The sequence below is a fragment of the Bacteroides sp. MSB163 genome, from assembly GCF_036416795.1.
GTDB lineage: Bacteria > Bacteroidota > Bacteroidia > Bacteroidales > Bacteroidaceae > Bacteroides > Bacteroides maternus.
In genome coordinates this window covers 1,965,735-1,980,663 of the sequence record NZ_CP143867.1, presented here as the reverse complement: position 1 = coordinate 1,980,663, position 14,929 = coordinate 1,965,735, and the positions used below count along the sequence as shown (strand labels likewise).

The 14,929-nt window shown below is 42.9% G+C and carries 12 protein-coding genes and 1 pseudogene; 3 read left to right on the top strand and 10 right to left on the bottom strand.

Annotated features, from left to right (window positions below):
- Positions 1-37 precede the first annotated feature (37 nt).
- From VYM24_RS06870 to VYM24_RS06845, 6 genes are all read right to left on the bottom strand, one after another.
- On the bottom strand, positions 38-334 hold the full coding sequence (locus VYM24_RS06870) for a hypothetical protein (protein ID WP_330941831.1): 297 nt from the start codon (positions 332-334) through the stop codon (positions 38-40).
- A gap of 73 nt (positions 335-407) precedes the next feature.
- Positions 408-1,655, bottom strand: a complete 1,248-nt coding sequence (locus tag VYM24_RS06865; protein WP_330941830.1) for a 6-bladed beta-propeller — start codon at positions 1,653-1,655, stop codon at positions 408-410.
- On the bottom strand, positions 1,655-2,035 hold the full coding sequence (locus tag VYM24_RS06860; protein WP_330941829.1) for a hypothetical protein: 381 nt from the start codon (positions 2,033-2,035) through the stop codon (positions 1,655-1,657). The genes VYM24_RS06865 and VYM24_RS06860 overlap by 1 nt, the downstream gene beginning before the upstream one ends.
- Positions 2,032-2,637, bottom strand: coding sequence for a hypothetical protein (locus VYM24_RS06855; protein WP_330941828.1), 606 nt, complete (start codon positions 2,635-2,637; stop codon positions 2,032-2,034). The genes VYM24_RS06860 and VYM24_RS06855 overlap by 4 nt, the downstream gene beginning before the upstream one ends.
- A 129-nt stretch (positions 2,638-2,766) precedes the next feature.
- Entirely contained in the window at positions 2,767-3,480 is a 714-nt protein-coding gene (locus tag VYM24_RS06850) for an O-antigen ligase family protein (protein ID WP_330941827.1), read from the bottom strand.
- 152 nt (positions 3,481-3,632) lie between these two features.
- Positions 3,633-3,821, bottom strand: coding sequence for a hypothetical protein (locus VYM24_RS06845; RefSeq protein WP_330941826.1), 189 nt, complete (start codon positions 3,819-3,821; stop codon positions 3,633-3,635).
- 417 nt (positions 3,822-4,238) lie between these two features.
- Between VYM24_RS06845 and VYM24_RS06840 the strand changes: the two are divergent.
- A pseudogene (locus VYM24_RS06840) lies at positions 4,239-4,546 on the top strand (HU family DNA-binding protein); the annotation flags it as partial.
- Between the two features lie 91 nt (positions 4,547-4,637).
- On the opposite strand, the gene VYM24_RS06835 reads toward VYM24_RS06840, so the two are convergent.
- The 3 genes from VYM24_RS06835 to VYM24_RS06825 form a co-directional block, all read right to left on the bottom strand.
- Positions 4,638-5,732, bottom strand: coding sequence for a hypothetical protein (locus tag VYM24_RS06835; protein WP_330941825.1), 1,095 nt, complete (start codon positions 5,730-5,732; stop codon positions 4,638-4,640).
- A 253-nt stretch (positions 5,733-5,985) separates the two neighbouring features.
- Positions 5,986-8,313, bottom strand: coding sequence for a GH92 family glycosyl hydrolase (locus VYM24_RS06830; protein ID WP_425286641.1), 2,328 nt, complete (start codon positions 8,311-8,313; stop codon positions 5,986-5,988).
- A gap of 86 nt (positions 8,314-8,399) precedes the next feature.
- Positions 8,400-10,463 (bottom strand): acetate--CoA ligase family protein, encoded by a 2,064-nt coding sequence (locus tag VYM24_RS06825; RefSeq protein WP_330941824.1) that lies wholly within the window; start codon positions 10,461-10,463, stop codon positions 8,400-8,402.
- A 598-nt stretch (positions 10,464-11,061) separates the two neighbouring features.
- Between VYM24_RS06825 and VYM24_RS06820 the strand changes: the two genes are divergently transcribed.
- Positions 11,062-12,678, top strand: coding sequence for an AAA family ATPase (locus VYM24_RS06820; RefSeq protein ID WP_330941823.1), 1,617 nt, complete (start codon positions 11,062-11,064; stop codon positions 12,676-12,678).
- Positions 12,650-14,110 (top strand): vWA domain-containing protein, encoded by a 1,461-nt coding sequence (locus tag VYM24_RS06815; protein ID WP_330941822.1) that lies wholly within the window; start codon positions 12,650-12,652, stop codon positions 14,108-14,110. Before VYM24_RS06820 ends, VYM24_RS06815 begins: the two co-directional genes overlap by 29 nt.
- Here the strand turns inward: VYM24_RS06815 and VYM24_RS06810 are convergent.
- The gene (locus tag VYM24_RS06810; protein ID WP_291550366.1) at positions 14,107-14,799 is read right to left on the bottom strand and encodes an HAD family hydrolase; all 693 of its coding nucleotides are present in this window, start codon (positions 14,797-14,799) and stop codon (positions 14,107-14,109) included. The two genes, VYM24_RS06815 and VYM24_RS06810, sit on opposite strands and share 4 nt — an antisense overlap.
- Between the last annotated feature and the right edge of the window lie 130 nt (positions 14,800-14,929).

Below are 14,929 nucleotides of genomic sequence, written 5' to 3'. Positions count from 1 at the left end.
CGATGAAATGGAAACTTAATAGAATCAGGAGAAATATTCATATATCTAAAGTTATGAAACTATTTCTAAGGATTATTTGATTTTTACGAATCGTTCTATATGCAGGAAGTAGTAAAACCCTATCTTTTCCTACTTCTTTTTGAGCCTCATATAATTCTGCCAAATCTTGATATATACATTCGTCACACATATCCTCTGAAAAACAATATATCAAAGCATTCCTCTCTGGGAAAACGGCTGAATTTATCCCTTCAATTGACACTTCTTTCAACATATTTACAGAGTATGTTACATAAGATAATAGCATCACTATTTTTTCATGTGATTTCTCCATATCATGACTCTTCCTCATGCATATACATGCGAGTAGCATGATACAGACAGTAGTAAATACCTGAAATATTCCCTTAATCTTTATATTCATAATAGAGTATAACAGGATTTGAATCATCATCTAATTTCTTTACACTTTCCCTATTTACCACTTCTTCGGATATATTATTCTCTTCTATAAAATATTTCAATTCGCTCAAATTCTCATTTGGGACATAATAATAGACTCCGGTTTTATCTGTAGATAAAAATATAGGCAATTGAAAATGGTCAGGAATCATTTGGAATAGAACATCATCTGTCATTCGTGAATAGGTAGAAGTCGTTCGCCTTTTCTCATCGTATTGTACAAAATAACTAATTCGACCCATACAGTTAAAATATAACATAGAATTATGCTCAAAAACATTGAATATCTGGTAGTATTTATTCTGGGCAGACAAACGAGTTAACAAAGACATCATACGCTTACTACGCACTCTTGGATTAGAGGTCGGTATTTGTTCTTCTTCTAGAATATCCTCTTTTTGAACCAACCGTTCACTTTCTATCGCTAAAAAAGGGAGTATTTCAGCCTTCTTTATACACATAACAGTATCCATCAAACCTAAAACAAATAAATCCTCGTCCTCCTTAATATTATAAAAAATATTGCCATGCATTAATTCATCATTCCAGCCTTTATTATAAGATGCCGCATCTAACCATTGAGCTGTCTTCCTCCCCGATTCAATATCTATCCGGTACAACAAATAATAGACTTCCTCTTTTTTTTCACTTCTGTTAGAAGTTTGCGCCGCATACAAATACCCACTATTATATGTGATATAATCAATATCAATACTCTTATCTACCTGTATACTCTCCTTATAAGAACCTGAAATTATGTCATACTTATGAATCCTATGCTTAACCATATCATATACATAGATTTCACCGGCATCAGAATTTATCGCAAAGTCTCTACAGTTGACATACTCATCCGGTCCTGCACCCAAATTACCGAATTTGCGCACAAAACGACCGTCTTTCTGAAAAGCATATACTCCTTGCGATTTACGATCTAACAAGTACAGCCTATCCTTATAAACAAGCATTTTGCTTATTTCAACCAACATAACCTCTTTATTATCTAAGGCAATAGCCATTACTTTTCTATAAAGATTAGAATACTTGAATTCAGATGTACATGTACTGTCTAGATTAGCTACAAATATTGCACCTCTTTCTACGATACGATTTTCATATTTACATGAAAACAAAATAACCGGCAGAATACAAAACGCTATTTTTCTAATTACAGAATATTTGATTCCTATCATTATTTACAACTTTTAGTAGTAATATACTCATCATGTTTTATCACGCTACCTTCACAATCATAGAAATAATACTCAACCCCATCACTACAGATGCCTAAGCCTTGACCTTCACATGTATAAGTAATAGTAACGCGAGCATACATTTTCACACCACGACAATCTTGCATCGATACATCACCAGTAATATTAGTACCACACGGACCATAATCATCCCCCCCTCCACCTTCTCCACCTTCACCCGAATTACCTTCACCAATTGCCGCCAACGATGTCAACGCCAAATCACCGGAGTGTTCTGTATCCAACACGACTTTTACATTCAGCGCAGATACCGCGCACAACACAACCGCAAATACGATCAATTTCAAATTTTTCTTCATAATCTCTTCATTTTAAAATTAATAATTAATTTATAACAGCTTAGCAACAGCACCATTTCTTGCCTCATCTCATCAACGGCTTTGGAATACACTTTGGGAGACTTAGTTATGACAATGGTAGCCATTTGCTTCGCTTTTTCTTGATTCAAAAACTTAGGTTCAGCATAAAGCTTTGCCAACAAATAATAAGGATAAAGTCGCTCCGGAACTAGCTGTAACGATTGTTCAAAACAGTATTCAGCTGACCGATAATAGCCTGCCGACTGATAATAGCACCCCTGTACATTCCAGACCTCAGAGTTGCAACTTATCTGTTTTGCACGTTCCAATATTTTACAGGCTTCCAAAGGTTTACCTTCGGAATAAAGCGAACCGGCATAATTCATCAGAAATTCCGGATGATAATTCAAACAGGAGTAAAGGCATTCATAGCCTTTAGAGGCAGCATCATACACATGACTATAAAATAACACATTCGCATTATACCATCGCTCACCAATTTCATTCAGGCCACGTAACTTGTGGAGAGCTATTCCAGCACCACCACAGAGCAATACCGAAAAAGTTAATGCCAACAAATTCCTCTTTTTCCCTGTTCGCATATCCTTCTCTTCCCCTGATATACATGCTGCTGAAAATATAACACCCGCTATGCCAAAAGGAAGTATTTGCAAAGGATAAGAGGAAAAGGCGAATACCGCCAGCGAGAACAATGCACCACAAAAACCGTATCACTTATAAGTAAGCCCTTGTCTGAAGACTGATATACCAAACAATAGCATTAACAACAGCAACATGCCTCCACCCTCCACCAAAGATTGCAAATATTCATTAAAAGCATATTCAGCGTAGCCTGCAACTCTCTTTTCTTCCATCGTACCATTACCTGCTCCAAAATAAGCAGCCTGCGCATTACCATATACCATCTGGAAGCTGCCTGGACCATAACCAATGAACGGCTGTTCCGCTATGGCGGTACAAGTATTCTTCCAGATAAAAAGTCTTCCTCGTACTGAATCCGCCTTCAAATAGAAAAGCAGTACGCAAGCTAACATTACAAGAATACAGACAGAAGTCACATATCCTGCCGCTTTATGAGGCATTTGCTTTGCATAGTTTATAGACACTGTCCACCAATCCTTATGCGTCCCCAATACCCACAGCAGACTGACAACTATCGCCACCCATGCCGAACGGCTCATAGCAGCAGGAATAATGCAAAGCATCAGAGCGAATGCTCCCCACCAACAGTAGCGTTGCCAACCTTTAGCCAATAACAGATGGTGCAGACAGACAGGAAGCAGCATCGCCAGATAGCCCGAATAAGGTCCGGGATTGAAAAACGGTCCGGTGATGCGATATAGAAAATGGTTGGAATGGCAAAAACCATAAAGTTGTAATAGCCCCCAACCCGCCAACAGACAACCAATTCCGACTATTCCCACCGATAACATCTTTTTTGATACCTGCGGAGAGGAAAAAAGAATCCGTACTATATACCACAGCAATAATAGCAAAGCCACATAAATCACCTTCCAATCGGCTAAATGCAGCTGATAATCATACCTGACCAAATAATAAATAACCCCTCCGGTAATCAGTCCGTCCGGAAAGTAAAACGGAAACGATTCTCTTTCATCACCGACAATGCGAATGCCCACAAACCCGCTATCCCCACACTTTCCGCAAAAGGGAAGAGCAGGAAGAAACAATCATTTGCTCCATAATCTATAAAAGTACTGCAAAGCACTCCGCAAAGTATAATAGTTGAAACGAATCGTAGCATATCTATTTTCCTATTAATAATTTACTCAAGTTTCCCACCTCATAGAATAAGAATACTTGATAAATAATCTTTTTACTTAAAGCCTTAATGGCACCATTTAGACAAGTACAAATGTAAAGAGCTACGATTAATTAATAGTATAATATAGCCTTAATCGAGGACTAAAAAAACAGTTAATTTCATGTCATCGTTGGTATCCCACTTATAATTAGCCCGTTTTCACCAGAAAGAAATAATCCCTACTACTTTTATTTCTTTTTCTGTCTATTCTTATTACCTTTGTTGCCTAATACTAATTCGTTTAACTATAGTTATCTGCAAAGTATACCATAGTCTAATGAAATAAAAGTAGCGGATGAGCCGCATCCCCACAGGCAGCGGGATACATCAGAATACCTAACTAAAACAATCACAATTGTGAGCTTACAGTATGACCTTTACGAAACGCCCGGCATATAGCAAACAGGCGAACAACAACCGCTTCACCCCCGTGTAGTTATCAGGGGAACCATTGGTCAGGATGAGTTTCTGGAACGTGTTCACAAATTCACTGGTTTGAGCCGCAGCCTGCTCACAGGCGCCATGCAGTCTTTTCAGGATGAATTGAGAGACTTGCTTGCCGAAGGATGGATTGTGGAGATGGGAGATATCGAAAAGAGGTGCATGCACAATCCATCAAATTAAAATATATCAACTACCAACCGGGCAGTCTGTTCAAAAAAGAAAACAATTTTCCCATTCAACCGGATCAGAATCCGGATTGAATGGGAAATATATTAGCTTTCTATTCTATCACAAGAAGTAGCAGAATACTGATTACTCCCACCAATTGACGTTACCATTTTCCACTGCCGCCTGAAAATTCGGATACTTGGTTTCAATATTCTGCCGTTCATCAGTCCACTCACAGGTAGTCGGACAGCACAGTTTCCCTGGAGCTTTCCCCACTTCTGCTGGCAACATCACATCATTCACGCGAACGGGTATATCTTTTATATCATTATATACGTTCTTAAGTCGGAATATTACCGGAGCTTTTGCCTGCTTGTCATAAGTATTCACCATTGTGGATTGGGAAACGCCAAACAGTTCGTGTACTTCATTGTCTTCAACATACAAAGGCATTGTACCACCTGCCGCCTGTAAGGTAACCACAGTCGCACCATTCACAGTTACGGCATCAAATACAGCATCATTGAAATCGAAATCTCCACCACTTAATGTAAGGTCTTCCGCCATGATTCTTTGGGCTTTTATATATTTAGCCGGAACAATTCGTACGATCCAATCGCTATAATCTCCATCCGGTGGAGTGTTTTCATTCATATAGCCCTCATAATCAAGTCCAACATAATAATCTCCCTCATAGAATATTATTATATATTCATTGTATCTATGACCTCCTTGACCCTCATAGCTGAATGAACTTGTACCGCTGTCATACATAAACATGATACTTCCGGCTGATTTATTGAAATTGTTAACTTTATCCGGAACTCCATTCTTCTCCTTATGTACAGCCAATTGATTCATATTGTCCTTATTTCCATAATAGACATGCTGAACAAAGAAATCCGACCAATTCACACCCTCTATGACTTTAGCCTTTGAAGGATCTTTGAAAAGCTCTACAATTTTATTTATTTTCTCGGAAGTAAGATCATCACTTGAGGGAACTTCCACGAAATCTTTCCATTGATTGCTATTAGGATTGGAACTACGTGTTGTCGCCCCTCCAAATCCCCAATTCTGATCAGAAGCAATTGCTCCATACTTTCCTACAAAAGCTGCTTCATACTGGGCAAGCTTTACATCTCCTGCTTTGTCCGGATCGTATAGACTATCGGAACTACAAGAATACAAGGCGCCTACAATGACACTTAAAAGTCCCAACTTAAGAATTCTATTCATACGCTTCCTGTTTTTTATGTTAAACAATTCTCTTATTGCCTGTTACTTTAAAGTAAAGGCATATTCTCTGAGACAAAGATATGTATTTTTTGCTCAAGTTTCAACCATAACAGGATAAATAATACAACTTTTCAGTCAAAACAGGGGTAGATCGCTCTATATCCAGGATATTACGCAGCAAATACAAGAAAAAACTATGCTTTGTCTCATCTTCGTGACGAATCAAGACTAAGCATATCTTTCTAAAATTAAACTATATCACCTCCGGCGGACAGTCTTCCGCTGCCGTTCCCCACTCCTTATTCGGTTCATCTCCCATCACAAACTCCATCACTCCACCATTCACTATATCCTGATGAGTAATGTAATTACGCGTATAAGGTTTTCCGTTCAGCATTGCTGACTGAATATAGATATTCTTCTGCGATGCGTTACGAGCTTTCACTGTGAACTTCTTTCCACTCTCAAGATTCAGCGTGAAACTGGGGAATGAGGGGCTGGCAAGTATATAATACGGAGTACCGGGACACACCGGATAAAATCCCATAGCGGCAAACATGTACCAGGCCGACATCTGTCCGGCATCGTCATTGCCGGAAAGTCCACCCGGTTCATTCAGATATTCCGTTTCCATAACGTGGCGAACGGCACGCTGGGTCTTCCAGGGTTCGCCTGCATAATTGAACATATAAGCAACCTGATGACAAGGCTCGTTTCCATGCCAGTAACGTTGTTCGCTGAACATGGAATCCAACTTGGCCACATACTTATCTTTCCCTCCCATACTTGCCATCAGTCCGTATGGATCTTGCGGCACGTACCAGGTATAGTGACAGGGAGCACCTTCAGTAATAAAACGGGCAAAATTAAAAGCATTGGCATCATTCAGAAAAGTACCATCGGCATGGCGCCCCTGGGCATATCCCGTACGGGAATCTATCACATTGCGATAATTGGCAGCACGTTGTATCAATGCCTGATAATCGTCCGTCTTACCCAAAGCTTTTGCTATCTGCGCAAGGGCAAAGTCATCATAAGCATACTCTAAGGTACGTGATACCTGCTCTTGGGTATGAAAAGCATCGGGTACACCGTCTTCAAGAGGAATATATCCATACTCCAGATAAGGGGGCAGAGCACGACGCCCCATACCATTTTTATATTCATCAAGGCTGGAAGGAGTTTCAAAAGCATTCTTACGCATTCCTTCATAAGCCTTGTCCACATCGAAATTACGAATCCCCTTACAATATGCATCGCTGATGGCGGAGATACAATGATCGCCTATCATAGCGGCAGTATAGCTATTCCAACAAGGAAAGATGGGCAACCAACCACCTTGTTCATATTTATGTACCAGAGATTGCATCATATCTCCCCCCTTTGTCGGAAAAAGCAGATTGGTCATCGGATGCAGGGCACGGTAGGTATCCCACATACTATAATCCTCATAATACGTTTCTCCTTCAGGAAGTTGGCATATCGGAGTACCATTCGCAAAAGAAGGATAACGGCCATCTATATCATTGAATGTACGCGGCAGAAAAGAGGCACGATAGAAAGCACCGTAAAACATTTCCTTGTCTGCAAGCCGTTCGGTCTCTACATCAATGGTGGAGAGATGTTTCTCCCACATCTGTCTTAGCTCTGTGCAAGTCTGTACAAAGTCCCAATGAGGAATTTCAGCTTTCAGGTTCTTCAAAGCACCATCCCGGTCGGTAAAGGAGGAAGCGGCTTTCACCAATACCTCTTCACCCTCGGTCACATCAAACTCCACATAGGCACCTATCTGCGAGGCATCTCCTATCTGAATGACGCCGGGAGACAAAGAATCTCCCCTGAACACACCGTAATCCGTCAGCTTCTTTTGGAACTGAACGATAAAATACCCGCTATACCCTGCCGATTTTCCCCAACCTTGATAAATGCGGTGAACAGGATTATATCCGTAAATCTGATTGTTAAGGGTATCGATGCAGATATACCCCTGACCTTCATCACTATTAGGGTTTACCACCAGATAACCTTTTCCCGCTTCGCTGTATGTGAAACGGAAAATTGCGGAACGCGAACGCCCCGTCATTTCGGCATAGATATTCTCATCCGGCAAGGAAACCGTATAATAAGCCGGAGTTGCCGTTTCTTTCTCATGGGAGAAACGGGTGGAACGCGCTTCCGGCTGGCAACGCAATTCACCGAAAAGCGGCATCAGCGTCATAGAGCCGTAATCCTGCGTACATCCACCCACAATCCAATGGGAGTTACGAAAGCCTTGCAGCAGAGTATCCGCGTAATAATAGGGGGCTATGCATTTCTGCTCCGTGTCCCGTGTCTGCGCCGTCCAGAAGTTCATTCCGTTGGGTTCGAGTACCGCCGGAAGTGTTTGCCCGTATTCTTCCGTATCTTTGCCAAACAGCCCCGCTGTATGGGTCGCACTGGGAGCGGTACCTACACGAGTATCGATATAAGACAATCGCAAGTCGTCAATAGTTCCACAATGACTGGTACACGAAGTAGTACCCGGCAACAACACAGTTGCCAGTAACAGAGAGCAGTATGTACAGAATGTTCGTCTCATCATTATTATATTTTTAGCCAGCACAAAAAACACACAACATCAAAATAAAGCATGTATCAGACAGATGAGAAAAAGGAAAATACGTTGTTTCATTTCTTTTCGATTCGGATACGCGCATCTACTGCAATCACATATTTTTCCGTTGCCAGTAGCGGGTTGATATCCATTTCCTTGATCTCCGTTGCAAAACGCAACAAAGTAGAAAGGCGCACGATAATCTCGGCGAATTTATCTTCATTCACCCCCTTTTGTCCACGTGTTCCCTTGATAATTTTGTAAGCACGAAGGGAATGGATCATGGAGTAAGCCTCTTCATACGAAAGCGGTGCCAGACCGGAAGAAACGTCCTTGAGCACTTCCACAAAAATACCACCCAAACCACACAGCACTACATGCCCGAATTTCTCTTCATACTTGGCGCCTACGAAAAGTTCCGTACCCGTCAGCATCGGTTGTATCAGGATACCTGTCACTTCGGGAATCTGCATCATACGTTCAAATTCAAACGCCAGATGCTCTTCTCCCTTGATATTAAGCACCACACCGCCTACGTCGGATTTATGCACAGGTCCCACCACCTTTGCCACTACAGGGAAACCCGTGCGACGGGCAAAAGCCAGCACCTCGTCTTTATTGGCCGACACAAATTCCTCGACTATGGGGATGCCGGCAGCATGCAGCAATGCCTGCACATAATGGGGCTGAATATATCCATCTTCGGGAATAGAGTCTATAATACGACGAATGCGCGGCACATCCACACCAAAGAGTTCGATCTCATTGGCGGCAGGCCGGGAAGCATTCATGATGCGCGACAATGCAGTACCCAATGTCACTTCGTCAGCAAAGTTCACATGACCTTTAGCAAGGAAAGCGGCAACTTCCGCTCCGGCAGTATTGATGGAGGGAAGAATGGGGAAGATCGGTTTACTGCATGTCTGCATCTTCTCATGCAACACATCGTACATCTCGAACATGGTAACCAGTCCCGGTGTCCCGAAGATAGCCAGAACAGCATCAATATTATCGAATTTCTCTTCACAATATTCCAGGCAAAGACGCAGATGATCGGGAGTTCCCGTAGCCAGTATATCAATCGGGTTTCCTACAGCTGCACCGGGGAAGAGCTTACTTTTCAATTCGTCCACAACCGGGCCTTCCAGCTTGGGCACATTCAGTCCGCCTTTACTCAGCGCATCAGTCAGCATAACGCCCGGACCTCCGGCATGGGTAATGATGGCAAAATTCTTTCCTTTCAGTTCCGGCAGGGTGAAAATACAGCCTACCGTCGTCAGTTCCTCGCGCGAATAGCAACGTACAATACCTGCTTTACGAAACAAAGCTTCCACTGCCGAGTCCGAACTGGCAATGGCACCTGTATGCGAAGATGCTGCACGGCTACCACTTTCACTGCTTCCTGCCTTGATGGCAGCAATCTTACAGCCTTTCTTTATCAGAGAGGATGCATGGAACAACAGACGGTCCGGGTCACCGATACTTTCAATATAGAGCAGTTTTATTTTAGAATCTTTATCTGCCTGGAAATTCTCGTCCATATATTGCAGCACATCTTCCACACCTATCTGCTTAGCATTCCCCACAGACCAGACAGAATTGAACTGCAAACCTTTTGTTACGGCACTTTCCAAAATGAAAACGGCAGTCGCACCGGAACTGGATATCAAATCGACTCCTTGAGAATGCAATTGTGGAATGGGTTGACTGAACACACTATGATGCCAGGTATTCATCAGTCCGATGCAGTTCGGCCCTATCAGGGAGGCACCGTACTTATTTACCGTTTCCAGAATACGGTCTTCCAGCAGTGCGCCCTCATGTGTCTCTTCACCGAATCCGGCGGAAAGAATGATAAACGCCCGTACCTGCTTCTCAGCAGCAAGCACTTCTACGGCATCAGGACACATCTGCGCGGGAATAGCGAGTATCGCAAGTTCCGTATCGGGGATGTCCTTCACATCGGCATAAGCTGTTACACCTTGTACTTCTGTCTCTTTCGGATTCACGGCACGAAGTTCACCGGTATAACCACCATTAAGAAGGTTACGCAGGATAGCGCCTCCCGGCTTGTGCACATTATTGGATGCTCCCACCACTGCAATACTGGCAGGACGAAGCAATTGGTTTGTTATCATAGTCTGTTCACTTTAAGTTCAGGATACAATGTGACAAATATACATCTTTTATGCAATCCTGCAATCGGAAAAGAAAAGAAAAAAACAAAGTCTTTCCGTATCAACGATAGCTTTTTATCTGCAATAAGCAAGTGTTCATAATTAGTTCACATATATTTTTAGCGGGCGGATGCCCGCTAAATTACAGGGCAACCGCATCAAAATTCTTAGCTCGTATCCGATAAGAAATGAGGTAAATGATTTTAGCCTATGTATTCAATCTCTTAGACGCAGATGACACGGATTTAAAGGCTGCGCTGTCACATCAATAAATAAAAAATCTGCGTCATCCGTGTCATCCGCGTCTAAAAAATAAATCAGCACTTCATTCAAAACCCATCAATAAAGGAAACTTTTGATGCGGTTGCCCTGGCTAAATTTTCATTTATATATCAAACTGATTTTGAACGGTTACTTATTTAATTGTCCCTTAAATACTCATTTATAGTACGAATTAATTTTGATTGAGCACTTAATTAAATAATTGTCAGTATTCCGTATAAAGATTTCATATATTTGAAGCCTCATTCTAAAAATGGGGGCATAACAAAACAGAATTATGGACATCAAAAACAGAATACAACAACTATTAACCGCCATCAACCAAGGGGTTTATGAGAAGGATACGGAATTAGGCTTGTCATTATTGGCTGCATTGGCAGGCGAAAGTGTTCTTTTGCTGGGTCCTCCGGGGGTTGCCAAATCCATGGTGGCACGCAGACTGAAGGCTGCCTTCAAGGGAGCAAAGGCTTTTGAATATCTGATGTCACGCTTTTCTACTCCTGACGAGATATTCGGACCTATCAGTATCAACCGGCTCAAGGAATTCGATAAATACGAACGTGCCATTGAAGGATATCTCCCTACGGCAAGTGTAGTATTCCTGGATGAGATATGGAAAGCAGGGCCTGCCATACAGAATTCATTACTCACCGCCATCAATGAGAAAATCTACCGGAACGGAGACAGAGAAATCAAACTACCGCTTAAACTTCTGATTGCCGCCAGTAACGAGTTGCCCGCGCACGGCGAAGGACTCGAAGCATTGTGGGACCGGTTTCTGTTACGCATCATCTGCACCTGTGTGAAAGATGAAGCGACCTTCTACAACATGCTGCTCGATGATAATGATAAAGAAATAAACATACCCACAGATCTGCAAATCAGTGAAGAAGAATATGCAGACTGGCGCAGACAGATAAACCAGGTTTCACTATCCACCGAAATGCTGCATTATATTACGAATATCCGCCATCAATTGAAACGTCTTCCGCTGGATGATGAAGACACAGTTCGAAACGTATACATAAGTGACCGACGCTGGAAGAACATCGTACAACTATTGAAAGCCTCAGCCTTCATCAACGGACGTACAGCGGTGAATTCGGCAGATTTGCCGCCTCTATACCATTGCCTATGGAACGAGATAGACGAGTGCGAGCCCATTCATCAATTAATTCTCCGTGAGCTGTTCACTTCCTGCCTGGAAAAGATGGAAGAAATCACCGAGGCGATTAAGAGTGATATCCGAATCAGCCGGGTGCGCCAGGCGCTGGAAGATTTTAAAAACAATTGCTCGCCCAAGAATGACCTTGAAATTACGGATTACTTCTACTATCATGTAGCCGAACATGGCACAGGTCATACCTACATCTTCGCCGTAGACTATCTGGCATTGAAAGAGCAGAAGAGAGAAAATGCTCCGAAACAAGCCGTCATCTATCCCGATCCGTTGAATCCGGGACGCTCGATTATCCGTTGTTATCCGGGCGGAGCACCCTCAGGCACAGTTCAGCAACGGGTGAACCTATACAGAGAGGGGACAGAGTACCTGTTAATAGATGGAGTGCGATATCCGATGACGCAAAGGAAGAAAGGAGAAGGAATGACTAAAGCATCTCACCAGTCCGAACAAACTTCCCAAAGCCTGTTCGACAAACTGCCCCAGATCACCTCCCGAAATTACCGGGATGAACTGAACCGGCTCTTTCAGCAGCTTCTCACCCTTACCAATTCCTTATGCACGGACAATCTGTTCGTCAGCCCCGCTGACAAAGAGTTAATCACCCGTTACTCGAACGAAGTGCTGAAAAAACTGCGGAACGTAGAAATTGAAGAGGAAAAGTTACAATTCAACTTACGGCAATATGGCAGGGCTGAGCAAAAGGAAGTATGATATCCAGTTCTATGTAAAGGTAGTCGAGAAGTTCGTACAAACGGGAGAATGCGCCAAGACGCTATACGGCGAAACGGAAGATCCCCTGCTTCTCTATCTGCTGGCCATCATGAACGATCCGTCCATCCGAGTTCTGGTGCTGGGCGATGAGGTCCGTGCACGCATATTCTACGATATCACCACGCAATTTGTCTGGCAGTTTCTGGAACAAGAGAAGTTCCAGATGCAAAGAGCCCAATCCGAACTTGGAGAAATGGAAAGTGCCCTGAACTGGATTAAAGAGAAACGGGATGGATGGCAGGCCCTACTGAGAAAAATCAAAGATGACTATAAAGAGAATGCCTTCGATGAACCATTCTACGAACACATGTTCGGGGACAAAGACAAGCAACATGATTCCACCGTTTGGGAGAAGATGCTGAAAGACTGGGAAGATTCTTTTCAGCAGAAGCAGCAGGAACAGAAAGAGAAGAATCTGGATGCGAAGAAAGACTTTCTGGAAAAGAAACTGAAAACCAGCCTGAACAAGATACCGGAATACCTGGAAGAACACCAAGTGGACAAGGAGGAATTCTATCAGGCATGGAGCATGATGAACGGATTGTGGAATACCATCGATTTCGAGAATATCCGGAAGATTGTAAAACTGCAAAAGGAATATCCCGAACTGCTGAAAGTTGCCAACCGTATGGGAAGAATAGCCGACGACGAAGGCGGCAAACAGGTATATGTAACGGAAGGCAGTGCCTACAAACTGGCTCATTCCCAAAAGAGCGATATCCTGGGTGTCACCATCGGTAACGACCTGAACGCCCTGCTTCCTTCGGAATTGCTATATTATGCAGACAGCGAACTGCAAGATGTCTTCATGCTGAAATACTTCACGCAGAAGCTACAGACCTTCCGTTATAAATCGGAAATCATGCAGCCCTCCAGGCGTCTGGAAGCAAAACCGGCAGTTCTGAAAGGACCTATGATCGTATGCCTCGACACTTCGGGCAGCATGACGGGGAAACCGGAGCGAATGGCCAATTCCCTGCTGATAAAACTGATTGAAACAGCTGAACTTCAAAACAGGGAATGTTTCCTCATCACATTCTCCGTATCTACCAAAACCATTGACATACGCCGCGACCGGCTGAAACTGATGGAATTCTTCAGCCACCCCTTCACCGGTGATACGGATGCCACCCAAATGCTGAAAGATACTTTCAGAATGCTCGACGAGAACCGCTATATGAATGCGGATGTCTTACTTATCAGCGATTACCGCATCCCCAAATGCAAACCGGAGCTGTTAAAGCAAATGAGCGTACACCGGGAAAAGGGCACTCTCTTTTATGGTCTACAGATTGGCATCGCTCCGAATGAATGGACGGAGCATTTCGATCACATCTACAGGATAGAGTATCATGTAGACCGCAAATATTAAAGCCAATCTATCAGTTCCACCGGACTTTTCATTTGTTTCAGTCTGGGATGGGCGAATGTATCCACCACCTCATGCTGCCACATCACTTCGAAAGGAATGTGTACCCCATATCCTCCGATAGCTAGTACCGGCTGGATATCGGACTTCAAGGAATTACCGATCATCAGGAATTCTTCCGGAGCGACCTGAAGGATTTGTAGCAGGCGGGTATATTCTTTCTCCGTCTTATCAGACATTATTTCAATATGATCAAAATAAGATGTCAGCCCGGAGCGTTGCAATTTACGTTCCTGATCCAACAAGTCACCTTTCGTAGCCACTACCAGACGATAACGGCCTTGTTTCTTCAGAGCTTTCAAGGTCTCTTCCACACCGGACAGCAACTCAATTGGCATCTGAAGCAGAGATTTACCTAAAAGAATAATCTGTTGTATCTTATCTGCTGAGATCTTCCGCTCACTCACCCGCAAAGCAGTCTCAACCATCGAAATGGTGAACGCCTTGGCGCCATAGCCCAAACATTCCAGATTTTCCATTTCTGTTTTAAACAGTTCTGCCGAAATCTCTTTTGCATTACCATATTCACTTAATAGCTCCGTATACTTTCGCTCTACCTCCTGAAAAAAAGGTTCATTGCTCCAAAGAGTATCGTCTGCATCGAAAGCAATGACTTTAATAGCATGTTTCATTTCCTGAGTCTCCATCCGGTTCATTACATATTTTACATTACACCATTTATGCAATGCAAAGTACAAAAGAAATTATAGATAAAGCAAAAGAGTACGGACTTTTAACGTCTTTATACTCCGAAATAAGAAC

Excerpts from the sequence above, each read along its gene's own strand:
- VYM24_RS06870 (WP_330941831.1), bottom strand. The coding sequence starts at position 334 with ATGGAGAAATCACATGAAAAAATAGTGATGCTATTATCTTATGTAACA.
- VYM24_RS06865 (WP_330941830.1), bottom strand. The coding sequence starts at position 1,655 with ATGATAGGAATCAAATATTCTGTAATTAGAAAAATAGCGTTTTGTATT.
- VYM24_RS06860 (WP_330941829.1), bottom strand. The coding sequence starts at position 2,035 with ATGAAGAAAAATTTGAAATTGATCGTATTTGCGGTTGTGTTGTGCGCG.
- VYM24_RS06855 (WP_330941828.1), bottom strand. The coding sequence starts at position 2,637 with ATGCGAACAGGGAAAAAGAGGAATTTGTTGGCATTAACTTTTTCGGTA.
- VYM24_RS06845 (WP_330941826.1), bottom strand. The coding sequence starts at position 3,821 with ATGCTACGATTCGTTTCAACTATTATACTTTGCGGAGTGCTTTGCAGT.
- VYM24_RS06835 (WP_330941825.1), bottom strand. The coding sequence starts at position 5,732 with ATGAATAGAATTCTTAAGTTGGGACTTTTAAGTGTCATTGTAGGCGCC.
- VYM24_RS06830 (WP_425286641.1), bottom strand. The coding sequence starts at position 8,313 with ATGATGAGACGAACATTCTGTACATACTGCTCTCTGTTACTGGCAACT.
- VYM24_RS06825 (WP_330941824.1), bottom strand. The coding sequence starts at position 10,463 with ATGATAACAAACCAATTGCTTCGTCCTGCCAGTATTGCAGTGGTGGGA.
- VYM24_RS06820 (WP_330941823.1), top strand. The coding sequence starts at position 11,062 with ATGGACATCAAAAACAGAATACAACAACTATTAACCGCCATCAACCAA.
- VYM24_RS06815 (WP_330941822.1), top strand. The coding sequence starts at position 12,650 with ATGGCAGGGCTGAGCAAAAGGAAGTATGATATCCAGTTCTATGTAAAG.
- VYM24_RS06810 (WP_291550366.1), bottom strand. The coding sequence starts at position 14,799 with ATGAAACATGCTATTAAAGTCATTGCTTTCGATGCAGACGATACTCTT.